The sequence below is a fragment of the Chitinophaga sp. W2I13 genome, from assembly GCF_050434005.1.
Lineage (GTDB): Bacteria > Bacteroidota > Bacteroidia > Chitinophagales > Chitinophagaceae > Chitinophaga.
In genome coordinates this window covers 6,162,130-6,187,456 of record NZ_JBNPWD010000001.1, presented here as the reverse complement: position 1 = coordinate 6,187,456, position 25,327 = coordinate 6,162,130, and the positions used below count along the sequence as shown (strand labels likewise).

Here is a 25,327-nt window from a genome sequence, read left to right as displayed (position 1 = left end):
CTCCTGTTCGTGCGGGGCAGCACCCGGGCATTGCGCAATCCGTCAATGAAGGATTCAGCAAGCCCTTTAGAAAAAGAACCAAAATCCTGAGGGCTATGAAATTAACGACCTTCTTATTAACTGCTGCTTTTATTCATGCCCACGCCGCCAGCATGGCGCAGCATGTCACCATCTCCGGCCGGAACCTGACGTTGAAGCAGGTGTTCACCGCTATTAAAAAGCAAACGGGCTATGTACTGCTAAATCAGAAAGGCGTGCTGGCCGATGCCAAACCGGTGTCTCTTTCTGCTGATTACCTGCCATTGCGGGAGCTGCTGAATGATGTCTTTAAAAACCAACCTTTAGAATATGTGATCGAAGGCAAGACCATTCTTGTTTCCCGAAAACTTCCGGCTGCGCCTTCGGGCCAGCTGGCTTCTCCTTCCGCCCCCCCTGCTGCCACATTCATTCCTGTTAAAGGTTTTATCCGTTCCGTCGACGGACAACCTTTAGCGGGAGTGAATATTGTGATTACAGGCACCAATAAGGGAACTACTTCTGTTGCCAACGGCTCTTTTTCTTTTGATGCGAATACGGGAGATGTTATTAAAGTATCTGCTGTCGGCTTCGCTCCGCTCCTCCTGCGTTTCACCGGCAGTAATTTCCAGGTAGTGTCATCTGAACTGCCTGCCAAACACAAGTCTTCCGGAGTTGAAGGAACTTCTGCCGGCGCTTCAAAACTGGTTTCGGGCAATCCTTCTGCGCTCCTTATCCAGCTGGCATTAAGCACTTCACCCATAGATGAAGTGCAGATAACGGCCTATGGTACAACCACCAAAAGATTTAATGCCGGTAACATTACTACTGTTACATCAAAAGAGATAGAAAAAAATCCCGTAAATAATGTGCTGGAAGCGTTGCAGGGAAAGGTGCCCGGATTATTTATCCAGCAGGTAACCGGTCAGCCGGGGGGCGCATTTACCGTGAGGATGCGCGGCTCCGCCAACCTCACCACCGGGGCCACACAACCGATGATCATCGTGGACGGTGTACGTTACCCGGGCGGCACATTACCTCTTTCCAATAATACCTCCTACGGCACGCAAACTTTTCTGCAGGGAGGCAGTGGCCTGAATTACATCAATCCAAACGATATTGAAAGCATTGATGTGCTCAAAGATGTGGACGCCACTGCTATTTACGGTTCCTCCGGCGCCTATGGTGTGATCCTGATTACCACAAAGAAATCCAGGTCTACCCAACAGTCGTTCAATGCCAATATCTACACCGGCGTATCAGTGAACGGGCAAACACCCACATTGCTCAATACCGATCAATACCTGATGCTCCGCCGCGAAGCGCTGGCAAATGATAAACTGGAAATACCGGCCGGCGATAATGATCTGAATGGTGTCTGGCCTGCCGACCGATACACCAACTGGCGGAAAGAATTCATGGGAAAATCGGCTGCAACTTCTAATGTCAATCTTTCTTACAGCGGAGGTGCACAAAACACCACGTACCTGATCAGCGGAAGTCTCCGTGATATGGGTAACATACAACGCCACCGCGGATCAAACAGGGATGGCTCTCTCCGGTTTGCGTTAAACACCGGCAGTACCAACAATAAATTCAGTTTAGCCCTAGGCGGTACTTATCTCTCTTCAAAAAATGATATGGTGCCCTACGATTTTTCAGTCAGCGCGCTGACTCCTCCCAATGCACCACCAGCTTATAACGAAGACGGGAGTATCAACTGGGCGTCGATCGGAAGCGACCTAAACAGCAGCGGCACCGCCAGCAACGCTAACAGGCTGTATAAAAACGTAACGAATAATCTCCTGGCCAATGCAACGCTCACTTACCGGCCTGTCAAAAAAGTGACCCTCCGCAGTATTTTTGGCTACAATACCATTAACGGAAAGGAACTGATCGGCTATCCCACAACAGTATTTAATCCCACTAACACCCAGGCCCCTACGCAAACGGTAGGCATACTTCATCAGTATAATACGCGCTCCATCACTATTTCACCATATGGCGAATACAATACTTTAATCAGTAAGAAAGGTGATTTAAGCATTAAACTGGGCGGCGAGGTCAACAACCAGGTAACGTATTTTGACGACATCACCGGAACCGGATTTCCTTCTGATGCCTTGCTGAATAACCCTTCTGCGGGATCTACGGTAACTACTAATTACAATCTTACGGAGTACCGGTCCATTGGTATGTATGGAATTATAAAATTTGTATGGGACGATAAATATATTATCGATATCAATACACGGCGCGATGGTTCTACCAAGTTTGGCCCTGGCCGCCGTATCGGGAACTTTGGTTCTGCAGCGCTGGCCTGGATTTTCAGCCAGGAAAAGCTGATCACTGATCACCTGCCGTGGCTCAGCTTTGGTAAGATAAGGATCAGCAGCGGCGTGGTAGGCGGCGATGCCATTGGTGATTTCCGGTACCTGGAAACATATAGCGTCATCGGCGGATCGTATGATGGAAAAGTTGGATTAACACCCAACTCGCTTCCCAATCCCCTGCTGAACTGGGAACGTAATTTTAACTCGGAAGCCGGTCTGGAGCTGGGATTTTTTCACGACCGGATTATGACCGACTTTAGCTATTACTCCAATCGTGCCGGCAATCAGCTGCTGGGGCAGCCCTTATCAACTGTTACCGGCTATCCCAGCTATACCTTAAACTCCGATGCGCTGATACGTACCAGTGGTATGGAAATCAGCCTGAGTTCCACCAATATCAAGAACAGGCATTTTACCTGGTCAACAAGGTTCAATATGTCCATACCCAAAAGTAAACTGCTGAGATTACCATCGAGTACTCAAAATGCCAACTATGTGCTGAACAAACCCGTTACCGGTAAACTACTCTATAAATACAACGGGGTAAACCCGGAAACCGGTAACTACAGTTTTACCGATGCGAAAGGAAATGTGGCTGACTACTCGGGAGGATTAACACAGGCCGATAAAACCGAGTTTGTTGACCTGGCGCCGAAATACTTTGGCGGGCTGCAGAATTCCTTTACCTATAAAGGGCTGACACTCGACTTCACCTTCAATTTCACCAGCCGCACAGGACAAAACTTTCTTGGTCAAACCGCCTTTCCTTTCGGGCTCTATGGCTTAAATGGTTCTACTATCTGGTTGCGCCGCTGGCAACAACCTGGCGACATAACCGATATTCCAAAGTTAAGCTCCCAGTTCACCAGCATCTTCCGGCAAGGCCTCCTGCAAAGCAGTACCGGCGGCTACAGCGACGCCACTTACGCACGGCTACAGAATGTAAGCATTCGCTATAGTTTCAGCCCGGAAGTAAACAAAATGCTGCATCTCAAAAATCTGTCGGTGTACCTGCAGGGACAAAACCTCCTTACCATTTCCAAATTCGATGGCCTCGATCCGGAAAACCTGAATGCAGGCGTAATCCCGCCACTGCGCGTATTTACAACCGGAATTAATGTTACACTTTAATGCAATGAAAATGAAGATGATCTTTCCTGTCAATTATAGTTTTTCGAAACACCTGCTGGCCATCACCGCTTCGCTAAGCATCGCGCTAACCAGCTGCGAAAAATATTTGGATGGTACCCAGCTGCCGGCCAATACCATTGCTGCGGTGGATGTATATTCCACCGATAACATGGCATCAACAGTGGTTACCGGCATTTACCTCACCATGAACAATACCGGTCCTTTTACCGGTTCCGCGAATGCCAACATTGGCTATACCATGGGTTTGTATACCGATGAACTCAGCAGTTTGCTGACCGGTAACTTTGCAGATGTGTTCTACAAGAACGCGATACAAAGCGGGCAAAGCGGCAACTGGACCGACCTGTATAAAAAACTTTTCACCGTTAACACGGCTATCCAGGGCATCAACGCCAGCAAGGGTAACCTCGTTTATAAAAATCAATGGCTGGGTGAATGCTATTTCCTGCGCGCCTATTTTTATTATTACCTGGTCAATATTTATGGCCCGGTACCGCTGGCGCTGACGAACGATTACACGGTAAACAACCGGTTGTTCCGCGTCCCGGAAGCTGATGTGTACCAGCAAATTATTGCCGATCTCAAAATGGCTCAATCCCTTTTAGACAATGAGTATAAAAATGGTTACGGGGTTACTACCACTAACCGTTTCCGCCCCAACAAAGCCGTGGCTACCGCTATGCTGGCCAGGGTGTACCTCTATGCAAAAGACTGGGCCAATGCCGAAGCGCAGGCGGGTGAACTGATCAGCAACACCAATTATGCGATGCTGCCAATCAACCAGGTATTTCTTGCCAACAGCAGGGAAACCATCTGGGCACTGGCGACCAACAGCCCGAAATTCACCAATGAATATGCCTTCTACAACAATGGTATGCCGGAAACGATCGTGCCGCCGCAAAGTCCTGCTTCCTCCAGTGTATTCGTTAAGCTGAGCAACCTCTTGAAGGACACTTTTGAACCCGGCGATGCACGCTTCACCAACTGGGTGCGTACCTCCACAGTGGCGGCCTCTTCTACCGCCCCGGCAACGGTGTACTATTTCCCGGCCAAATATAAATCCGCGTCCACCAATGCGGAGTACCAGGTACTGCTGCGGCTTTCAGAGCAATACCTGATCCGGGCGGAAGCCAGGGCCATGCAAAATAAAAGTAATGCCATGGAAGATTTGAATGTAGTGCGTTTACGCGCGGGCCTCGGAGCGCTGCCGGCAGGTACACAGGCCAGTTTGCTCAAGGCTATTGCCAAAGAAAGGCAAACCGAACTGTTTACAGAATGTGGCCATCGTTTTTTCGATCTGAAACGCACCGGCGCCATCGATGCCGTAATGGCCACCGTAGCGCCAACCAAACCCACTACCTGGATGAGCTATATGTCTTACTGGCCGATACCGCCCGCTGACCTCCTCCAAAATCCGAATTTAACGCCCAACCCGGGATATCTTCAATAACCTGATTAACGGACAAGATGGTGGTGAAACAAATCATCCTGTCCGTTCTCAACACATCAATTTTCATGAAGAAAATTTTTATACTGGCAGCTATGCTGGCGCCGGGATGGGTATTAGCCCAGTCCGGCAAATACACGCTAACCATCAAACTACCTGCGCTTACCACCTCTGCAAAGGCTTACCTGATAACAAACTACGGCTGGAGCAACCAGCAGGTCCTCGACTCAGCGATGCTGAATAAAGGTGCTTTCCGGTTTAGCGGGCAGGTGAAAGATCCTGCGATGGTGCATGTACTCATTGATCATACCGGAAAAGATTTCGCAAAATGGAAGAAGACTGCTGATGTTAATGATTGCTACCTGGAAAAAGGGGCTATTCAAATTACCGGCACCGATTCTGTAATCCATGCAGCAATTACAGGAGGTCCTGTGAACAATGATTACAAGCGGTACAAACACACGGTGCTGTTCCGCAGGGAACAGCTGGGCAAAACCGTGGACTCCATGTTTCGCACTGCAACACAACAGCAAAAAAAAGATCCCCACTTTATAGATACGGTGATGAAACAATATCAGATCGTTTCAAAAGAAACAGACTCTTTGAAATATGTTTTCATCCGTCAAAATCCTGCATCATACATCAGCCTCGCTACCTTGATTGAGGTAGCAGGCAAGGATGTGGATGTACCGCGTATTGCCCCTTTTTTCAAAAGACTTTCCCCTGCATTGCGCAACACCGGAACCGGTAAACAATTTGCGAAAAAGCTGTATAATCTGGGACGACTTTCAATTGGTGTATTGGCGCCGGATTTCACACAGAACGATGTGAACGGTAAACCGGTTAAGCTTTCTGATTTCAAAGGAAAATATACGCTGGTCGACTTCTGGGCATCCTGGTGCGGGCCTTGCAGGGCAGAAAATCCCAACGTACTGAAAGCATACCTGGCATTCAAGCAGAAAAACTTTACGATCGTTGGCGTATCACTGGATACCAACAAAGACGCATGGCTTGGTGCAGTGAAGAAAGACGACCTGCCCTGGCAACAGTTATCCGATCTGAAAGGATGGAAAAACGAAGCAGGTAAACTGTATGAAGTAAGCGCCATTCCGCAAAACTTCCTCCTTGATCCGCAGGGACGTATCATCGCCAAAAACCTGCGCGGCGAGGCCCTGATAGAAAAGCTACAGGAACTGATGCCGTAACACTTTTATACTGCGTGATCGGCCAGTTTACGGCTGATCACGCGGGTATAACCGTTAATTAATACTAACCACTGTTAAACAGTGTTAAGCCCCCATCTCGGGCAAAAACCGCCAAATACAATACTGTAAAGCTATACAGCTTACCGGCATACTGAACCATTCCCGGCGTAACCATCTGGGTACTTTAAACTTCGCAACTCCACGGCTATCTTAGATATATGCTGAACTAATTCCTTTCCACCCCGTACTGTGGTTACTGGATGTTTTCAGTATGCACCAGAAAATTAAATCTTTTAAAAAACTCAAAAACGCACAATTATGATGAAGTTTTTTTTTGTAGCAGGTTTGTTAATGGCAACACTGGCATCTGTAAAAACCTATGCACAACAACCGCAGCAACAGGATCGTGAAGGATTCTTTAAAAAGATCGATACCGATGGGGATGGTAAACTCAGCAAAGCTGAGGTAGATTCAGCAGCAAAGGACAATAAGCGGCTTTCCAGGTTAAGCGAAAATTTCGCCGCCATAGACACCAATAAAGATTCTTTCCTTGATAAAGATGAACTGAAGGCATATAGAAAAAGCCAGGGTCCCCGTAAAAAAGAAGAGGGCAATCAATAACACTAAAAACGACAGGCATCCGGATAACCAGGTGCCTGTCGTTTTTTATGCACTAATCCAGTAAAGCATTATACCGTTGCAATGCTTCTAAAAAATAATAATCCGCGTACACCAGCGGCACATCAATTTCTGCATTATGCGGGATACTTCCCACGCTGTGCATCAATATAAAATTGCCGTTCTTTTCTTCCGGTGCCCGGTACGCAGTACCTGCGAGTGAATGCAGTATGGTGATCGCTGCCTGGCGGTATTGCTCCCCCTTTACCCTTGCCGGCATAACCACTCAGCTCAAATAGTGCTGATGCCACAATAGCGGCGGCAGACACATCGCGGTATTTTGTTTTCACCTTGTTGGCATTGGAACGCACACCTGGAACATATCCATTCTCCTGTACATTAAAATCCCAATAGGGTACTTTATCTTCCGGAAGATTTTTATTATCCAGGAACCAGTCGGCCATACCGGTAGCAGTTTTGAGGAAACGCGGGTCATGTGTTTCCCGGTAGATCATGGTAAAACCATAGATGCCCCATGCCTGGCCACGCGACCAGGTAGAATTATCGGCGTACCCCTGCGCAGTTTCGCGTACCAGCACCTTACCATTGGTGGTATCATAACATACCACATGGTAGGAACTGTAATCCGGCCGTATCTGGTTGCGCATGGCGGTTTCCGCGTGGCTCACTGCAATGTGGCGGAAGCTGGTATCGCCGGTTTCTTTAGCTGCAAAAAACAACAGCTCCAGGTTCATCAGGTTGTCGATGATCACGGGATAGTAGTATAGCTGCTGACTATGCCACGATTTAAAGGCATTCCACGATTTAATGCTCCGTGTTACCGGGTTAAAACGGGTGCTGAGCGAGCGGGCGCCCTGGATAAGGATATCCCGGTACGCTTTGTTGCCGGTAATCCGGTAAGCGTTGCCATAGCTGCAATACATCATAAAACCAAGATCATGGTGTTGTGTAAAATCCTTCAGCGGCTTTAACTTCTCCGTCCACTTAACAGCTTCCTGTTTCAGCGCGGGATCTTTGGTTTGTTCATATGCATACCAGAGTGAGCCCGGAAAAAAACCGGGTGTCCAGTCGTACATCGATGTAGTAATCATCTTCCCCTCTTTGTTGATCGTCCTGGGAAAGGCCAGGCTGTCGCGGGATTCCGTGTCCTTCAGCATATGCTTAAGCTGCTGCCGGGCAAAGCCTGCATTACTGCTGATAAAGTCCTTCTCCCCGCCCACCGTGTAGGCAGTGATGCCGGCGGCTAAAATAAAATAAAGCAATGGTTTCATATTCTTATGGTGTCACTTTAATGATCAGTTCCCGTATAACCTTCTTTTCTTCATCCAGTGTGTGGTTAAAAGCCACGAAGGTGGCCTTGTATACGCCCGGCGCCGGATAAGCATAAGCATATTCTTCTTTATCCGGTTCATTGATACTCTTGATGCCGGTACTTACATCTCCCGGAACACGGCCCGCGTATAATGGTTTGGTGACAATCCAGCTGGTATTTGTAGCTGCGCTGCCACCACCACCGGTAATTTTAAGATCCGTGGCAGAAGCTGTCCAGCGGCCGTTGGAAGGGCTCCAAACATTGCCGTAGCGTGTCCAGTAAGCCACATCGGCCGACAAAGAACTGATCAAAACCGTTTTCTCCGGTAACACATTGTTCACGGTAAATTCGGTGATCGTCCAGGTACGCTGTGTGGAACCTGTTACGCCGCTGTATTTGAAAGCAATGAAGAGTGAATCATTTTCGTTAGCCACAAGGTCTGTCAGATCAGCCGTACCAAAAGACACTACGGTGGCGCTGGTAGCCAGTGCCCCGCGATCATTGATATTCGTCCATGCGGCATTTACTACAGAAGCGGAATCAAGGCCGGGTAGTTTATTGGTGGCCAGTACCTGCAGGGTATTTTTTTGCGTACCAAATTCCGATTTTGAGGAAAAACTCAGCGTGATCTTTCCCAGTTTGTTTGCAGACGTGCGGCCATCGTAGCGCTTGCCTGGTTCCCCGGAATAGAAGGTCACATTGCCTGCACTGCCGCTGAACCTGAAGCGGGTAGTGTCTCCCAGGCGATAGGTAAACGTGTCTGATACCAGCCTTGCAGGATCAAGGGCTACATTAAAATCCGGCGTATCTATTTCCAGTGTTTTAGAACAAGCCACCGCAAGGAAAGACAACAGTATGATGAATGATTTTTTCATGTGGATGTTTTTAAGAATTACCAGCCTGCGTTTTGTGTCAGTAAGCGGTTTAGATTGAGTTCGTAAGTTGGCTTCGGCAGCATCACGTGCCTGGCGCTTATATTGCGTACTCCTTGCAAACCGTTAGGATTACCTGTGGAGGTTACGCCCGCACCGTTAGCGGTAGCCCAGGATGCGAAGTTCTGCATGTCTGATACAAAACTGCCCCACCGGATCAGGTCCGCTTTTCTCACGGCTTCAAAACACAGCTCTCGCATTCTTTCATCGCGGATGGCCAGCTGGAATGCATCTTTACTAAGACCCGGTGTAAGATCTGATTCACTACCGGTAGTGATGGTGGCAGTAGCCGTAGCTGCGGTACCTGCATAGGTGAATACAGCGCCGGTCACCGCAGGATCAGAAGCGCCGGAGGTATGAGTGGGTGGCGTATTAGTAGCAGTGCCTGCCGTTGTTACCGTGTACAGCATACCGCCATTGGTGACTTGTGTGCCTGTGGTATAGCTGGCGCCCGGCGTCCAGAAGGTGCCTATCACTACCACAGGCGAAGTAGTATAGTAGGAGCCTACCGTCAATGCACCAGGGCTGTTCAGGTAAATACCCGTTATCTTGCCGCTGGTAAGGATCGCTGTTCCTGTAGCGCCGTTACCGCCACCGCCAGTAATCGTTACCGCGGGCGTTTTCGTATATCCATCACCGGTACTCACCATCGTAATGGATTTTACTACGTTGCCATTCATCAGTCCATATCCTCTTTTGCGCACCTGGTTCACATAGTTATAAGCATTCGTAGGGCCGTTCACGTAGTTTTCTGCTTCCGCGCGCATCAGCAATACATCTGAGTAGCGGATCATGGGCCAGTTGATATTGTACGTGCCGCCTACACCATTGGTGTTACGGATCGCCTGCGGTACATATTCTCTTCTGAATTTGCCGGCGCACATCTGCCAGGGATTAGGACGGGCTGCCTTTACGCGGGGATTTGTTCCGCTGTAAATATAGTTGGCGCAGTTCCAGTCGCGGCGGATATCCAGCGAAGGTTTGTTTGGTAAAAGGGTACTGTTGGGATCTGTTTCATAAGCATCGAACAGCTTTTTAGTGGCCCATACCCATGCGGCGGAGTTGTAGGAGGTAGAGTCCAGGGCAGTCAGCGTAGACTGGATCCCCACAAAGTTACCGATATCATTCCCCGACTTGTTCACCACACCGGCAGCGGCGCCCAGTGAGCCCAGCTCCCAGATATTTTCTCTTACATCATATTGATCTGTAGCCAGGTTGATGAACACCTGGCGGTAATCGGGGTTCAATGCATGAAGGCCGGAGAGGATCACTTTATCTGTATAGGTGATCACATCCTGGTATTTGGCGGTATTGTTTTGCGGATAACCAGCCCAATAAAGATATACACGTGCCAGCATCGCCTGCACGGCGGAGAGTGTCACTACCTCGTTGAATTTCGCCTGGGTGATGGTATAATCTTTCAGCAGCACTTCTGCTTTTTTCATATCCTTCTCAATTTGTACATACACGTCTGCCTGCTTTACCTGCGGAATGTTCACATCATTGATAGCGGGTGTGTGAAGTACTACAGGTACATCTCCATAATTACTGGTAAGAATGAAGTACAGGAACCCGCGGAGGAACAATGCCTGCCCTTTGATGATATTCCGGCGGGATGCATCCATCGTTGGTTTATCGATGTTATCCAGTAACGAATTAAGATTATTGATGCCTACGTATGCATAACGCCAGATGTTGGCAATATGCACAAGGGAGGCGTCGTAATTGTAACGGAGACCGCGTGCATCGCCATCTGTTGTGCGGTTAGACATTACCTCATCTGTGGTGGATACAAAGTTGAAGCCCATCACCTGTGCATACAGCTCTGGGCGCATCAGGTCGCCGTACACACCGTTCAGCGCCTGCTGGAGCTGTGCTTCCGTTCCGTAATAATTTGTGGTGGTATAAAAATCCGTTGGTTGCGTATCAAGGAATTTTTTGCAGGAAGTAAGCCCTGCTATTACTATACATGCCAGGATGCAAATACGTTTCATGTTCATCATTTTAGAAGGTTACATTTAAACCGGTCACATAAGACAATGAGTGCGGGTAAACGGCGTAATCGAAGCCGGGGGTAAGGTTACCAGGCCTGCCGTTCACCTCGGGATCCATACCGGAGTACTTCGTCCATGTATAAATGTTTTGGGCAGCACCGTAGATACGCACATTCTTTATCTTCGCACGTTTCAGCAATGCGCCCGGCACATTGTACCCCAGGGAAACCGTTCTCAGTTTCAGGTAAGAACCGTCTTCAATCACGCGGGAAGAATAAGCTGCATTGCCCATACCGCCTGCGCGGAACATGGCGTTGCTGGGGTTGGTGGGCGTCCAGCGTTTGGCATAACTGGCAAACTGGTTCAGGTTCGGATTATTTACAATACCGCCTTCAAATACGTACCGGTTGGCATTGATAATATCATTGCCATAAGACCACTGCAATAATACGTTCAGATCAAAATTGCGGTAACGGAAATCATTGCTGAAACCACCGGTATGTTTTGGTAAACCACTGCCAATAATGGTGTAGTCCTGGTTGTTCACCTGGAGATCACCGTTCAGGTCTTTATACTTAATGTCACCCGGACGGATAGCATTGCGCGCCGCGCCATTGGTGGGTACATCCGGCTTCAGCAGATACGTATTATTTGGCATTACATCGAAATCGGAATACTGGTATACTCCATCGAATACAAGGCCGTACATCTCTCCTAGCGGCCTTCCGATTACAGAGATATAAGGGAACAGACCCGAGTAAGTAGTATTGAAAAAAGTTCCGGAACCAGAGAGAATAGATTGTTGTCCTTCTGCCAGTGATTGTATTTTATTATTATTAAAGCTGATGTTAAAACTGCTGTTCCAGCCGAACTCCCTGGTATCCGCAATTACACCTGCCACCGTGATCTCCAGGCCTTTGTTCTGTAACTGACCCACATTTTTAAATCCCTGCGCGCTCTCTATGCCATGTGCATAAGGCAATGCGGCATTCAGCAGCAGATCCTTTGTAGTACGCAGATAGGCATCTACGGTGAGTGTCAGCCTGTTTTTCAGGAAGGCCATATCCAGGCCGATATTGGTTTGTTCGTTGGTTTCCCAGCGCAGGTCCGCGTTACCGGAAGATATCATCACCGAGCCAATACTCAGTGGTCCATTTCCCACGGAATACCAGTATTGATTGCTGGTGAGTTGTAACTGGGACAGGTAAGCAAAGTCGCCCACCCGGTTGTTCCCGGATGCGCCATAGCCCAGCCTGATCTTCGCATCAGAAATGAAACTTACATTTTTCATAAACTCTTCGCTGCTGAAGCGCCATGCAGCAGAAGCGGAAGGAAAGTATCCCCATTTGTTGCCGGCTGCGAATTTAGAGGAGCCGTCGGCACGGACAGACGCAGAGAAAAGATATTTTGAATTGTAATCGTAGTTCACGCGCAGTGCGCCGGAGGCCATTGTCCAACCGGAGCTAAGTGAAAGCAGTGAAGTATTGGCCGGCGCGGCCAGATCGATTCCGTCCAGTCCAAGGTCTTCATTGGGAATTTGATTTGCCGAAAACCTGCGTTGCGAATTTTTATATCCCTGCGCTTCCAGTACGCCGAGCACGGTGAGGTTGTGTAACTTGTTCCAGCTTTTGCGGTAGGTCAGCGAGTTTTCCGAACGCCAGAGTGAAGTGGGTTTGGTTTCCACGCTGCCATTCACGCCGTTGGCGTTCCATTTACTGCCGGATTGCGTTTTGGAGTTGTTGAAAATATTGATCTCAGTATTTACCGTGTTGATACCACCGGCTATACGAAGTGTGAGTCCATTGGTGATGGCATATTCCGCATACGCATTAGCGAACAGGTTGTTCACCTTGTTCATGGTATACTGGTTCTGTATATTCTGCAATGGATTCACGCGATAGTCCTGGTTATTTGCCAGTTCATTGCCCGGATCATAAAATTCATCCACGAGGTTCACACTGCTGTCGCGGCCGGCGATACTGGTCGTTGGCCGGAAGCCCCAAACGGAATACAATGTAGTGGCGGACGCATAAAAATTGGTGGCGGACACCGGTATCCCGTAGGTTTCATTGTAGGCGTAATTCGCATTGATACCCACTTTCAGCTTGCTGTTCACTGTTTGATCCAGTGAAAACCGGCCCTGGTATCTTTTAAAACCGCCATTAATAATGATCCCTTTCTGGTTATTGAAATTACCGGAGAGTGAATATCTCGTTTTATCATTTCCTCCCCGCACGGCAATGTCGTGGTTCTGGTTCTGACCTACGCGGTACACAAAGTCCTGCATATCTATGGATTCCTTGTTACGGTAATCTTCCAGTTTGGCCCCGCCGGCCAGGTATACGGAATCATAGATAGATGGGTTCACATCGCCCACATATTGTACAAACTCGTAGGCGTTCATTAACGGGATTTTATTCGGCACCTGCTGCCAGCCATAGTACCCGTTATAGGTTACCTGCGGCGCGCCGGTTTTACCTTTTTTGGTGGTAATAAGAATAACGCCGTTGGATCCACGGGCGCCATAAATAGCAGTGGCGGACGCATCTTTCAATACGTCGATCGACTCAATATCACCCGGGCTGATCGCATTTGCGTTAGAACTTTCGGTAGGGAAACCGTCAATAACATAAAGCGGGGAATTATCCTGTGTGATAGACCCTGCACCGCGGATAACGATATTGGAGATAGAACCCGGCTGACCATCATTGCTCGCTACCGCGACCCCTGCTACCCTGCCGGCCAGCGCTTCGTCGAACGACTTTACCGGCGCTTTCGCAAAATCTTTCATGTTCACACTACCCACTGCCCCGGTCAGGTCTTTCCGTTGCTGGGTAGCATATCCCACTACTACCACATCGTTGAGTGTGCCGGCCTGTTCACTCATCTGCACATTATACTCTGTCCTGTTATCTACCGGCTGCTCTATCTTTCCGAAACCGACAAAGGAGAACACTAAAGTAGCACCAGGATTTACGGAAATAGTAAAACGTCCATTGCCATCTGTATGCGCGCCGGTCTTTTCATTTTTTACCATTACTGTCACACCTGGCAACGGTGTACCATCTTTGGCCTTTACAGTGCCGGACACTGTTTTCTTTTGTTGAGCAAAAAGGAAAAGCGGAAAAAGTAAGATCCACATGACTCCCGTAAAAAAATAATTGAAGGCGAAGCTGCACTCTCTCCCCCTGCTGGTTGATTGGCATGTCTTTTTCATAATAATTGTGGAATTGAGCGGAAATAACGGTTGATACACAAATATGTGGTAACCAGTTCAAATCACAGGGGGACAATCATAAATGATTGGGGTGAATTTTATAAATCCCCCTTCAACCTGCTGATTATCAGAATAATAAAAGAATGATATTTATAAAAAACACCCATTTGCCCCGATACAATTCTTATATTAGAGCATGATTTCGAGGTGCTTCCCGTTCTTATGCCTGCTGCTCCTCGCTGCTTTTATAAAAAGCAGCGGGCAAAACGTTACGTTCAATCACCTCACCGTAGAAGATGGATTATCGCACAACGCGGTATTGTCTGTTGGAGAAGATGCCCAGGGATTCATCTGGTATGGTACACACTATGGCCTTAACCGGTATGATGGACATCGATTCAAAATTTATCGCCAGCAGGCAGGCGACAGCACCTCCCTTCCCGGTAACCAGATCATGAGCCTGTACCGTGACCGGAAAAATGTGTTATGGATAGGCACCTCCGCAGGGTTGGCGAAGTATGATCCTGAACAGGACCGTTTTCAACGCATCCAACTGGATCCCGGACGGCCAACAAACATTAATTGTATTTATGAAGATAGTAAAGGCCGCCGCTGGATCGGCGCCAACAACGGGCTTTATCTCCAGGAGGGTAACCGGCAGGAGTTTCTCATACCCGGTAAAATTGCCGGTTATGTAGTGCGTTGTGTGTATGAAGACAAGAAAGGCAATATCTGGATTGGCACCAGCAACGGCCTCACCAAAATGAGTGGCAATGATTTTGAAACATTCCGCCATGAAGACGGACAACCGGCCAGTCTGGCTATGAACTTTATCACTGCCATCACTGAGGATAAACTGGGCAGGTTATGGGTGGCTACACAAACCGGTGGTATTAATATATATGATCCTGCTACCGGCCGTTTTTCGTTACTGGCGCAACCAGCGATCATTAATAATATAGTAAGACGGGTACTTCGCGATAAAGCAGGCAACATGTGGGTGGGCACCCAGGAAGGACTCAGCATCATTGACCCGGTGACGATGACCAGCCGGCACTATCAGCAGGATCCCGGCAACAGCACCAGTCTTAGCCAGAATTCTATTCATAGCATCTACCAGGATAATAACGGTGTAATCTGGATGGGTACCTACTTCGGTGGCGTGAACATGGTGCATCCCTATGGCACGGCCTTTACCGCCTGGCAGCAGCATCCGCCGCTCAATGGGATCAGCAACAATGTGATCAGCAGCATCCTTGAAGATGCGCAGCACAATTACTGGATCGGTACAGAAGGCGGCGGACTGAATTATTATAATCGCGCTACCCAACGTTTTACCAGCTATAAACATGATGCAAATAATCCTGCCAGCCTTGGGTCCAACCTGGTGAAAGTAGTGTATGAAGATAAAGACCACAACATCTGGACGGCCACGCATGGCGGCGGACTAAACCTCCTGCGGCAGGGTGGGTTTAAACGCTTCTTCTACGATACCAAAGATCCCGGCACCTTTTCCAGGGAAGTAACAGCCATACTGGAAGACAGCCGGAACCGGTTCTGGGTGGGCACCAACAACGCGCTCCACCTGCTCCACCGGAATGGCCACGAGCTGGAGAAACGGGCCGATTCTATTTTAACAGGTATTGCCGCCCGCCAGTCGATCCGGTATATCCTGGAAGATTCACGCCACCGGATCCTGGTCGGTTCTATCAGCAACCTGTATGTGTTTGAGGCAGACACCATGCGGCTTATCCAGCCGGGTTATGTAAACTCCATACAGGAAGATTCAAAACACAACATCTGGGTGAGCATGTATTTCGGGGGCCTGGTTAAATATGATCCGGAGCTGAAGAAGCAAACGCGTTATACAGAAAAAGATGGTTTGCCGAACGATAACGTGATTGGGTTACTGGAAGATGATCAGCATAATTTATGGATTAGTACCTATAACGGCCTGGCACGTTTTGATCCCGGCCGCAACTCCTTCCAGACCTATACTGTAAGCGATGGCCTGGCGGGAAACGTATTTAATTACAACTCCTTTTTGCGGGACAGCCGCGGCGAATTTCTCTTCGGCGGCTATAACGGCATCACCAGTTTTTTCCCGGATCAGATCATTACTAATTCCCATCCATCCGTCATCCGGTTTACCGGTCTGCGGCTGTTTAACAAACCGGTAGCTATCGGCCAGGACAACGGACTGCAGAAACAGGATATCAGCTTTACGAAGGCGCTGCGTTTTCATCACGACCAGGAAGTATTTACGCTCGAATTTGCGCTGCTCAACTATGTAAAAAGCAGCAAAAACCGTTATGCATACCGGCTTGAAGGTGCGGACCGCGACTGGATTGAAACCAATAATCCGGCGGTAACCTATACCAATCTCTCTTCCGGTCATTATACATTTTGGGTAAAAGGCGCCAACAACGACGGCATCTGGAGCGCGCCCGCAAAGATGGAGATCACCATCCTGCCGCCATTCTGGCGAACCTGGTGGGCATATGGCATTTACGCATTGGGGCTTATCCTGCTGTTCTTCTTCGTGACCCGATTCTTTTTCCTGTGGGCCTTGCTGCGCAAAGAAGAAGAACTGCACCAGGTGAAGCTGAACTTCTTTACACATGTTTCCCATGAAATCCGTACCCACCTCACTTTTCTGCTGGTGCCGGTAGAAAAGATGATGGATATGCTGAAGAAAGACGATCCGCTGCAATCCACCCTGCTGCAGTTACGGAACAATGCCGACCGGTTGCTGAAGCTTGTAAATGAACTGATGGATTTCCGCAAAGCGGAAACCAATCACCTCAAACTGCATGTACAGGAACAGGACCTGATTCCTTTTCTTGATCATATATACACCAGCTTCCGCGAGCTTTCGCTCGACCGGAACATCAGCATGGTATTCGGTCATGATATGGACCACGCCTGGGTTTATTTCGACCGGGAGCAGCTGGAGAAAGTGTTCTTCAACCTGCTCAGCAATGCTTTTAAATTCACACCGGATGGGGGAAGCATCCAGTTGCACATTACCCATTCGCGGCAAAACACGGTGGTCACTGTCACTGATAATGGCCGCGGTATTGCACCCGAATACCTCGACAAGCTATTCACCAATTTTTTCCAGGTACAGGATCATGGCTTGCAGAACACCGGTTACGGCATCGGGCTGGCATTATCCAAAAACATTGTGGAACAGCATAAAGGAACGCTGACCGTGGAAAGCGAACCTTCTACTGCGGTAAAGGAGGGCCGCACCTGTTTTACGGTTGCCCTGCCTACCGGCGCCAAACATTTTGAAGGTACCCAACACACCGTAGGCGGAGTGCCTGCCATGCCCGCGGCGCCGGTAAAAGCGACGCTGGCGCCGGAAACCCCGGATACTCTTATCACAGCTGCACCGCAACCCTTCACCATTCTTATAGTGGAAGACAACCCGGAGCTGCGTACTCTCATCAGTCAAACTTTCCGGGATCAATACCTGGTACTGGAAAGCGTGGACGGGGCAGATGGCTTGGCTACAGCCACCGCACAAATCCCCGACATTGTGATCAGCGATGTGATGATGCCCGAAATGGATGGCCTGCAGCTTTGCCAGGCGCTTAAAACAGATGAGCGCACCAGTCATATTCCTGTAGTGCTGCTCACTGCCAAAAGTTCCCAGGCCGATCATGTAAGCGGTCTTGAAACCGGGGCAGATCTCTATCTTACCAAACCTTTCAGTACCCGTGTGCTGGCGCTCAACGTCCGCAACCTGGTTGCTTCCCGCGAAAAAATGCGCGAACGCTACAGCCGCCAGCTGCAAACAGAAACGGAAGTACCGGATGCGTTGCCCAGCAGCCTGGATAACGCTTTCCTCGAAAAAGTGATCGCATTGGTGGAAGAGCATATGGACAACCCCGACTTCGGCGTGGATATGCTGGCCCGGAAGGTAGCCATGAGCCAGCCCGTGCTGTACAAAAAACTGAAGGCCGTCACTAATATGTCGGTGAACGACTTCGTAAAATCGCTGCGGTTGAAAAAAGCGGCCTCCCTGATACGCACCCGTGAGCATACCGTATACCAGGTGGCGTACATGGTGGGGTACAACGACCGGAAATATTTCAGCCGCGAATTCAAGAAACAGTTCGGTAAAACGCCTTCCGAGTTTGCGGAAGCCTCTGATTTGTGAAAATTCCCCCCATTTACTCGGAATAATCACCCCACCTAACAGGCAAGGATCATTAGATTTGTTACAAATCCACTGTTATGAAAATCAGCATGCTGCTTATCCTGGGCTTCCTGTGTAATATGTCCCATGCATGGGGCCAAACGGCGTACACCACTATTATGGACCGTATCCGTGCCGAACTGCTCTCGCAATCCGGCAGTACCGCCACGCTGGACAATAACGTAACCAGCACATTGGCCACGTTGCAAAGCAATGGCTCCTGGCCGGACGTCAACTATGCCTACAGCGCCACCACCTATACGGCGGACGTACACATCAACCGGGTAAAAACCTTCGCGCTGGCCTATACGAAATCAGCCAGTTCGTATTACAAAAGCACCACACTTTTCACCGCCATTGTAAACAGCCTTACTTACTGGAACACTACCGATCCGCAAAGCTGGAACTGGTACCATAACCATATCTCCAATCCGCAGCGCATCGGCGAAATCCTGATCCTTTTAGACACCGCGCAGCAAAGCCTGGGCAGTCTCCGCAATGCCCTGCTTACGCAAATGAGCCGCGGCAATCCTTCCGGTCAGGCCGGCGCCAACAAGCTGGATGAGGCTATACACTTTATATACCGGTCCTGTCTCACTGCCAACGACTCCCTGATGCAGTACAGCGTGGACCAGGCATTTTATTCCCTCGTACTCACCGCCAATGAGGGCATCCAGCATGATCTGTCATATCACCAGCATGGTCCGCAATTGTATTTCTTTGGTTATGGTTCCGTGTTCGTGAGTGGCGAAACCAATGTTGCCTATTATCTGCGTGGCACGCCTTATGCGCTGTCAGGCTCCCGCTTATCGGTGTTCAGTAATTTTGTGCGGAACGGTTTCCTCAAAGCTATGCGGACCCGTTATATCGACTACGGCACCAACGGCCGCAGCATCAGCCGGGAAAATCAATTAGCCATTGGCGTTACCAACCACCTGGAAAAGCTCAAAGTGCTGGACACCGCTCATGCGACTGAATACAATGAGAACATCGCGCGGCTGAACGGCAGCCAGTCGCCGGGATACCTCCTGCCCTCCCTGCATACCCACTTCTGGCGTTCTGACTATACTGTACATCATCGTACCGGCTACCTTTTTGGGGTACACATGACTTCTACCCGCACCGCCAAACAGGAAAACGGTAATGGAGAAAACCTGAAGGGTTATTACCTGTCGGACGGGTCCACGCACATCGCCGCCAGCGGCAACGAGTATTATAACATTCCGGCTGTGTGGGACTGGAGCAGGATACCTGGTACCACCGTGCCGTACATTACCACTATTCCGCTGCGTACAGCCTGGGGCGTGAACTTTGGCACTACCGCATTCGCAGGTGGTGTGTCGGACTCGCTGTATGGTGTTTCCGCGCTTCAATTCTCCGATTACAATACGCAGGCACGTAAAGCCTGGTTCTTTTTCGACAACGAGGTTATTTGTTTGGGCGCCGGTATCAGCTCCACCGCCACACAGCCCATCAATACCACCGTGAACCAATGCTTGCTGAACGGCGCAGTATCTGCCAATGTAAACGGCTCCGTGAGCACTATTGCCAATGGCACTTACAGCTACAACAATACCCTGAAATGGATCACACATAATGGCATTAGCTATTACTTCCCTTCCGGTGGCCAGTTGCAACTGAGCATGCAATCACAATCCGGTACCTGGAGAAGCATTAATAACGGTGGCAGCACCACTGTACAGAACTTGAACGTGTTCCAGCTGTGGTTCAACCATGGTACTGCACCTGCCAACGGCACTTATGCATATTATGTATTGCCGGGTCAAAATATGAGCACTTATGATACCACGGCCGTACGTGTTGAGCAGAATACGGCGAACATGCAGGTAGTATATCACAGGGGATTAAATATCTGGCAGATGGTATTTTACCAGGCCGGTACCTTCCATAAGGATTCACTCACAGTTACCGTTGACCGTCCATGTGCGCTGATGCTGCGCAATGCAGGCACTCCCGACGTCACGTTGTCCGTTGCTGATCCGGCGCAATCCGCTTCGCCTGTTAATATCCAGTTGAACCTGCCGGGGATTCCACAAACACGGGAGCTGATTGCTACCCTGCCTTCAGGGCCTTATGCAGGCTCGTCTGCCACGTATCATGTGAACAGTCAAACGCCTGTTTATGGTGCATCCGTTATCACGGCTATTGCGGATGCCTATGTAAGAGGAGGTTCTACTTACGGTAGTGTAAACTATGGCACCGAGTCGCTTGTGCTGAAGCAGGAAACCACCACAAGCTATACACGGGAAATATTTCTCCGCTTCAATGTGGGTGCATTACCCGCGGGTACCAGCCAGGTAAAACTGCGAATGTATGTGAGCTATGCAAACACCAGCGTCACCACTGTACCGTGGATTGTGCGATATGTAAGCAACGACAGCTGGACCGAATCAGGCATCACCTACAACAACATGCCTGCCGCGACCAGCGCTGTGGATACGATCATGGGACGCACTGCCGGCAATTATGCCGAATGGGATGTAACAGATATTGCGCTCTCCCAGCAATCTGCCGATGGCATGCTTACTTTAAAACTGGTATCCGGACTGGCAGGCGCCACCCACCGATGCCACCTTTACTTCCCGCGAGAGCAGCGACAGCACCCGGCGGCCGGTACTCGTTTGCAGTACAGGCAGTACCCTGCGGAAAATGATGCCAGCGATGGAGCAGAAAACAGATGGCGTGAGCATCTATCCCAATCCGGCAAGTGCATTCATTTATGTAAATACCGCCGAACGTTGGCTGAGAGCGGAATTACATGATACCGCCGGCAAAGTGGTGAAAATGGAAAAACTAGATGGCCGTCAGCAGTTCGATATCCAGATGAGTGATATACAACCGGGGATGTATTTACTGGTGTTAAAAGCACCAGGTAAACAACTGGTAAAAAAGATAGTGAAGATGTAAGCTGATTTTAATACTGAGCTATTGCTGCACGCACCTGCTGCCGCAACAGCTCATATGTTTTTACAGTGGTTACTTTGTCCAGGAACAGTTGTACAATACCAGCAGTTCTGGTATTCCCGTATTGCTGTACAAAGGAGAGATATTCCTCTTTATTTTCCGGGATCAGTGAACGGAGATTACTTATATTTTCAAACGAAGGCGTATTGTCTGTGCCAAACAGGTAATCCTCACAATAGCCGTTATATTGTTCCCGGGCGGTTTCCACAAAGGTGCTGTTTGGATAAGCGTCCAGGAACTTTTCCCAGTTGAGTGCGCGCTTTCCTATCATGCTGAAAGGAATCAGCAATCCCGCATCGGCGCTGTATAATACGGTATCTTCATCTGCCCGCAGTTGCAGGAAAGCATTGTAATCAGCGGGCAGGGAAGCTTTGAATAAACTTGTATAGAATGCAGGAACCGTGCGAAGATCGGTATACCCCTCGCCTATTTCCCAGGGTTCAATACCCGCGGTGGCCAGTAAATGAATGCGTTGTTGTACCTGCGCAGGCAGTACGATCATCCCTTTTGTTTCATCGTAGTAGTTTACATACTCATTCAGCCATGCCTGCTCATTGGCGGTAATGCCTGCCAGTGCTGTATCCATATAATTCGCCAGGGAACTGTAAAGCCGGACAGCCGTGGCCGCATTGATACCTGGCAATTGCTTTTCGATGGCTTGTTTCCTGTTGATGATACCGGAAACATATGCTTCTGTAGACAACGCCGGAATGTCAACTTTTTTATGCGCCGGGGAATCTATCCTGACGGCACTAACAACAGGTTGCTTGCTTTGGGATTCTTTGCTGCCACCATTACAGGCGGCCAGCATTATCATATGCATACAAAAAACAGGTACCCGGATATGGAGGTGCATAAACTTGTGCTTCATGGTATAAGTCGCCGGTTAATTACGAGGATGCAAGATAATTATTGCTGTTGCATTGACAAATTTTAATCAGGCACCAAATATGGCTTCCCCGGGCTGGTTAAACCACATTTTTCATTGCCCATATTTGTATTTCCATCAACACCGGCTTCAGTGAAGTACCTTTTTCGGTCAGTGAATATTCCACTGTTGGCGGCATTGTTGCAAAGGCTTTCCGGTTAATGATCTTCCTGTTTTCAAGTTGCTTTAATTCTTTCACCAGCATTCTTGTATTGATGCCTGTCACACTTCTTTCGAGTTCCTTAAACCGCATTTTTCCTGCCATCAGGTTATTGATGATGGACATCGTCCACTTGCCCGAAATCAGGTCCATCGCTTCCTGGAAGGGACATGTTTCAGATTTATCTATCTTTTTTTCATCTTTCAAAGCCATACTGTACCTGTTACTTTACTTTATGTTACTACCTGCCAAAAAGGTAACTACTTGTAAATGTACAGGAACAGGACGAAATTTGCAACGAACACAAAACACCTGTTATGTCATTACAAGCCATCGAACAATATATAACGGAACAACTTCCCAACGTTACCAAACTTGATAGCTTTGGATACAAATTCTTCTTTTATGAAACGGACCAGGTGCTCCCGTTTGTAACCATTGCCGCATCCGATAATGAGCATGATAACAAGTCCAACCTGGATCGCGACGGTATTTTCCGGGTAAATATCGGTATCTCAAAAGATGCTTATAACAAACTGTTTTCAGGTACTGAAACCGGGTGGGATTATACGGCATTAAACCGCTTCATGCCTCATCCGGATTATGCCGCGCAGCACTACATCTGCATCCTGAATCCCGGAGAAGACCTGTTGCCTCAAACGATCCGGTTTATTGAAGAAGCCCATCTTATTGCAAAGAACCGGTTCGATAAAAAGCAATCGGCTAAAATGAGAAAGTCAGGGTAAGCCAACTACGAAGAAATTGCAATAATGACTGGTTTTTGCTATCTTCATATTACCAGGAAAAAATAACCTCATGATCAAACATGCTGAAGACCCTCACAGCGGAAAACGCCAGGCTGCCACACCTGTCACCCCCGCGGCTGTACATACTGCGGGCACAGGCCCACAGGCAGTGCAGCTACGTCCTTTTCAGCAACTGGCAGACAACAGCGACAAGATAACGCAGCAAAAGGCCCTGCAAACACTGGCAGACAACCGCCCACGGCCTGCGCAACTGAAAGCAGACGGCCATCAATCTCCCATACAGAAAAAAGAAAACAAAACCGGCTTGCCGGATAATCTTAAAAGTGGAATAGAGAATATGTCCGGGCAAAGCATGGACGATGTCCGTGTACACTACAATTCCGCAGAACCCGCTCAACTGCAGGCCCTTGCCTATGCAAAGGGAAGTGACATCCACCTCGGCCCCGGACAGGAGAAACACCTGCCACATGAAGCATGGCATGTAGTGCAGCAAAAACAGGGACGGGTACAGGCTACCACACAATTAAAACAGGGTACACCTGTTAACGACGATAAAGGTCTGGAGCATGAGGCCGATATAATGGGTCAGAAGGCGCTGCAACTGTACAGCGCTTCGCCGGTGCGCCCGCTGACCACTACCCAGTTGAAGCAGGAAGTTGTACAGCGCATCAGTATTGATGTGAGCAAGCTGAATATGGTGGGTGAAGAACACGGAGAGTCGCAAAAGCGCCGGCAAACAGAAGTTGCGTACAGTAACCATTTATTCGGTCAGACTGGTCTTTATTGGCAGGAAGCTGCGTTTAAACCCATTGAAATACATCAAACACGCGGCGATGAAGCCGGGTTACGATTAAAATTCTTCTACCATCTCTATTCAAGTGATATCGTAAAAGTAATAAAAACCACCAATGATGGGGATATGCCCTTCCTGATGGCCGTACGCGGTATCTGGAAAACGATGAATACCGTAAAAACCCTGTACCAGGAGGAGGTGGAAACGCTGAGCGAAGATGAAGGACTCGCCCTCCATCAAATGATAACTAACCAGGTATGGACCGGCTGCCAGGCTAAAATGGACGGATTGGCAACGCCTCAAAATGCTAACAACCTCGAATACAGGAAAGACCTGGTGACTGACATCATAAACCTGAAAAAATACTGGGAAACCAAGCCTGCTATTTATGAACCCAGCAAGCAAGTTGCCAGGGCCGACCGTAATGATCACATGCATAACAGCGCCACCACAGCCGCCTTCCAGGGACGTAAAGGGATCTGGAAAGTTGGAGAAAACCACATTATCGGCATCTCACAAATGTTCCCCGCAGGAAGGCATTACAACCTGGTACACCGGGCTGATTTTAATAACGACATTAATGCATATATTCAGAGCACTACCAACACTACCAGTGTGACGAAAGAGAAAAAGTGATGCTTTGAATCACAGGCATAATTACGATCATATATACTATTTATGGAAAGGCAATGGAACCAGATTAACGAAGGTAAATTTGTGTTTTTAGTTAATGGCGAAGAAATTGGGACATATCAAAGAGGAGATGACTGGCTTAAAGAGCCTACAACTTTCAATATTCTTCAAAATGAATATAGTATTGAGCATTCCTTCGGCCTTTTCAGCCGTAACAATATTAAAATACTAGCGTCAGGCGAACCTGTTTTGAAGCTGAAAAGTATTCCGTTTTCATTAAACTTCAATTTCGAATATCAAAACCGGCAATTTAAACTTGTCTTTAATGATACGCCGCTTTGGCAATGGTCAATTATGGAAAAGGATCAATTAGTCCTTTCTTATAAAACAGACTTCACCAAAGGAACAACAGGATTATCTATTGTATCTCAAAAAGATGCTGATGACCATTACCTGTTTGATTTTTTATTGGGACATCTGATTTTAGGTAAAGGAAAGAAAGATGTTCAGGAGTAATTCAAAATGGTGTCAGCTAATAAATTATCCGCTTGAACGAACTTGCACAAACTTGATCCTGCCTTGAACAACCGCGCTAACGGGGAAATAGT

Annotated in this window: 16 protein-coding genes; 10 read left to right on the top strand and 6 right to left on the bottom strand. The window is 48.5% G+C overall.

The genetic code is table 11. The features are described from left to right. Window positions 1–95: 95 nt before the first annotated feature. The 4 genes from QFZ48_RS25270 (at window position 96) to QFZ48_RS25255 (ending at window position 6,773) form a co-directional block, all read left to right on the top strand. Window positions 96–3,479 (top strand): SusC/RagA family TonB-linked outer membrane protein, encoded by a 3,384-nt coding sequence (locus QFZ48_RS25270; RefSeq protein ID WP_429064322.1) that lies wholly within the window; start codon window positions 96–98, stop codon window positions 3,477–3,479. A gap of 10 nt (window positions 3,480–3,489) precedes the next feature. Then, a complete protein-coding gene (locus QFZ48_RS25265; protein WP_429064320.1) occupies window positions 3,490–4,950 on the top strand; it encodes a RagB/SusD family nutrient uptake outer membrane protein in 1,461 nt (486 codons plus the stop codon). Between the two features lie 65 nt (window positions 4,951–5,015). Further along, window positions 5,016–6,152 carry a redoxin domain-containing protein gene (locus QFZ48_RS25260; RefSeq protein WP_429064318.1) on the top strand — a complete coding sequence of 379 codons (1,137 nt, stop codon included), beginning with the start codon at window positions 5,016–5,018 and terminating at the stop codon, window positions 6,150–6,152. Between the two features lie 318 nt (window positions 6,153–6,470). After that, the gene (locus tag QFZ48_RS25255; RefSeq protein WP_429064316.1) at window positions 6,471–6,773 is read left to right on the top strand and encodes a hypothetical protein; all 303 of its coding nucleotides are present in this window, start codon (window positions 6,471–6,473) and stop codon (window positions 6,771–6,773) included. Between the two features lie 134 nt (window positions 6,774–6,907). Here the strand turns inward: QFZ48_RS25255 and QFZ48_RS25250 are convergent, their stop codons facing one another. From QFZ48_RS25250 to QFZ48_RS25235, 4 genes are read right to left on the bottom strand one after another with little or no spacing between them, the layout of a single operon-like run. Beyond that, on the bottom strand, window positions 6,908–8,062 hold the full coding sequence (locus QFZ48_RS25250; RefSeq protein WP_429064314.1) for a glycoside hydrolase family 88 protein: 1,155 nt from the start codon (window positions 8,060–8,062) through the stop codon (window positions 6,908–6,910). A gap of 4 nt (window positions 8,063–8,066) precedes the next feature. After that, window positions 8,067–8,978: a DUF5017 domain-containing protein gene (locus QFZ48_RS25245; protein WP_429064313.1), complete on the bottom strand. Its 912-nt coding sequence runs from the start codon at window positions 8,976–8,978 to the stop codon at window positions 8,067–8,069. A 17-nt stretch (window positions 8,979–8,995) separates the two neighbouring features. Continuing rightward, complete coding sequence (locus QFZ48_RS25240; protein ID WP_429064310.1) at window positions 8,996–11,029, bottom strand: RagB/SusD family nutrient uptake outer membrane protein; 2,034 nt, start codon at window positions 11,027–11,029, stop codon at window positions 8,996–8,998. Window positions 11,030–11,039: 10 nt separating this feature from the next. Further along, window positions 11,040–14,171 carry a SusC/RagA family TonB-linked outer membrane protein gene (locus QFZ48_RS25235; RefSeq protein WP_429064308.1) on the bottom strand — a complete coding sequence of 1,044 codons (3,132 nt, stop codon included), beginning with the start codon at window positions 14,169–14,171 and terminating at the stop codon, window positions 11,040–11,042. Between the two features lie 271 nt (window positions 14,172–14,442). Here QFZ48_RS25235 and QFZ48_RS25230 point away from each other — a divergent pair, with 271 nt between their 5' ends. The 3 genes from QFZ48_RS25230 to QFZ48_RS25220 all read left to right on the top strand — a co-directional run bounded on the left by QFZ48_RS25230 (window position 14,443) and on the right by QFZ48_RS25220 (window position 21,381). Further along, window positions 14,443–18,414 carry a two-component regulator propeller domain-containing protein gene (locus QFZ48_RS25230; protein ID WP_429064305.1) on the top strand — a complete coding sequence of 1,324 codons (3,972 nt, stop codon included), beginning with the start codon at window positions 14,443–14,445 and terminating at the stop codon, window positions 18,412–18,414. A gap of 77 nt (window positions 18,415–18,491) precedes the next feature. Then, window positions 18,492–21,236: a polysaccharide lyase family 8 super-sandwich domain-containing protein gene (locus QFZ48_RS25225; RefSeq protein ID WP_429064302.1), complete on the top strand. Its 2,745-nt coding sequence runs from the start codon at window positions 18,492–18,494 to the stop codon at window positions 21,234–21,236. Further along, window positions 21,124–21,381, top strand: a complete 258-nt coding sequence (locus QFZ48_RS25220; RefSeq protein WP_429064299.1) for a T9SS type A sorting domain-containing protein — start codon at window positions 21,124–21,126, stop codon at window positions 21,379–21,381. The genes QFZ48_RS25225 and QFZ48_RS25220 overlap by 113 nt, the downstream gene beginning before the upstream one ends. A gap of 7 nt (window positions 21,382–21,388) precedes the next feature. Here the strand turns inward: QFZ48_RS25220 and QFZ48_RS25215 are convergent, their stop codons facing one another. Continuing rightward, window positions 21,389–22,309 (bottom strand): hypothetical protein, encoded by a 921-nt coding sequence (locus tag QFZ48_RS25215; RefSeq protein ID WP_429064297.1) that lies wholly within the window; start codon window positions 22,307–22,309, stop codon window positions 21,389–21,391. Window positions 22,310–22,406: 97 nt separating this feature from the next. Beyond that, window positions 22,407–22,739 (bottom strand): winged helix-turn-helix transcriptional regulator, encoded by a 333-nt coding sequence (locus tag QFZ48_RS25210; protein WP_370910644.1) that lies wholly within the window; start codon window positions 22,737–22,739, stop codon window positions 22,407–22,409. Window positions 22,740–22,843: 104 nt separating this feature from the next. On the opposite strand from QFZ48_RS25210, the gene QFZ48_RS25205 reads away from it, so the two are divergent. The 3 genes from QFZ48_RS25205 to QFZ48_RS25195 all read left to right on the top strand — a co-directional run bounded on the left by QFZ48_RS25205 (window position 22,844) and on the right by QFZ48_RS25195 (window position 25,235). Next, complete coding sequence (locus tag QFZ48_RS25205) at window positions 22,844–23,272, top strand: DUF6194 family protein (RefSeq protein WP_429048478.1); 429 nt, start codon at window positions 22,844–22,846, stop codon at window positions 23,270–23,272. 70 nt (window positions 23,273–23,342) lie between these two features. Beyond that, the gene (locus tag QFZ48_RS25200) at window positions 23,343–24,722 is read left to right on the top strand and encodes a DUF4157 domain-containing protein (RefSeq protein ID WP_429064294.1); all 1,380 of its coding nucleotides are present in this window, start codon (window positions 23,343–23,345) and stop codon (window positions 24,720–24,722) included. A 42-nt stretch (window positions 24,723–24,764) separates the two neighbouring features. Next, complete coding sequence (locus QFZ48_RS25195; RefSeq protein WP_429048481.1) at window positions 24,765–25,235, top strand: hypothetical protein; 471 nt, start codon at window positions 24,765–24,767, stop codon at window positions 25,233–25,235. Window positions 25,236–25,327: the final 92 nt, after the last annotated feature.

What these genes read in the sequence shown, in the direction of transcription:
- QFZ48_RS25270 (WP_429064322.1), top strand. Translation starts at nt 96, where the DNA reads ATGAAATTAACGACCTTCTTATTAACTGCTGCTTTTATTCATGCCCAC.
- QFZ48_RS25265 (WP_429064320.1), top strand. Translation starts at nt 3,490, where the DNA reads ATGAAGATGATCTTTCCTGTCAATTATAGTTTTTCGAAACACCTGCTG.
- QFZ48_RS25260 (WP_429064318.1), top strand. Translation starts at nt 5,016, where the DNA reads ATGAAGAAAATTTTTATACTGGCAGCTATGCTGGCGCCGGGATGGGTA.
- QFZ48_RS25255 (WP_429064316.1), top strand. Translation starts at nt 6,471, where the DNA reads ATGATGAAGTTTTTTTTTGTAGCAGGTTTGTTAATGGCAACACTGGCA.
- QFZ48_RS25250 (WP_429064314.1), bottom strand. Translation starts at nt 8,062, where the DNA reads ATGAAACCATTGCTTTATTTTATTTTAGCCGCCGGCATCACTGCCTAC.
- QFZ48_RS25245 (WP_429064313.1), bottom strand. Translation starts at nt 8,978, where the DNA reads ATGAAAAAATCATTCATCATACTGTTGTCTTTCCTTGCGGTGGCTTGT.
- QFZ48_RS25240 (WP_429064310.1), bottom strand. Translation starts at nt 11,029, where the DNA reads ATGAAACGTATTTGCATCCTGGCATGTATAGTAATAGCAGGGCTTACT.
- QFZ48_RS25235 (WP_429064308.1), bottom strand. Translation starts at nt 14,171, where the DNA reads ATGTGGATCTTACTTTTTCCGCTTTTCCTTTTTGCTCAACAAAAGAAA.
- QFZ48_RS25230 (WP_429064305.1), top strand. Translation starts at nt 14,443, where the DNA reads ATGATTTCGAGGTGCTTCCCGTTCTTATGCCTGCTGCTCCTCGCTGCT.
- QFZ48_RS25225 (WP_429064302.1), top strand. Translation starts at nt 18,492, where the DNA reads ATGAAAATCAGCATGCTGCTTATCCTGGGCTTCCTGTGTAATATGTCC.
- QFZ48_RS25220 (WP_429064299.1), top strand. Translation starts at nt 21,124, where the DNA reads ATGATGCCAGCGATGGAGCAGAAAACAGATGGCGTGAGCATCTATCCC.
- QFZ48_RS25215 (WP_429064297.1), bottom strand. Translation starts at nt 22,309, where the DNA reads ATGAAGCACAAGTTTATGCACCTCCATATCCGGGTACCTGTTTTTTGT.
- QFZ48_RS25210 (WP_370910644.1), bottom strand. Translation starts at nt 22,739, where the DNA reads ATGGCTTTGAAAGATGAAAAAAAGATAGATAAATCTGAAACATGTCCC.
- QFZ48_RS25205 (WP_429048478.1), top strand. Translation starts at nt 22,844, where the DNA reads ATGTCATTACAAGCCATCGAACAATATATAACGGAACAACTTCCCAAC.
- QFZ48_RS25200 (WP_429064294.1), top strand. Translation starts at nt 23,343, where the DNA reads ATGATCAAACATGCTGAAGACCCTCACAGCGGAAAACGCCAGGCTGCC.
- QFZ48_RS25195 (WP_429048481.1), top strand. Translation starts at nt 24,765, where the DNA reads ATGGAAAGGCAATGGAACCAGATTAACGAAGGTAAATTTGTGTTTTTA.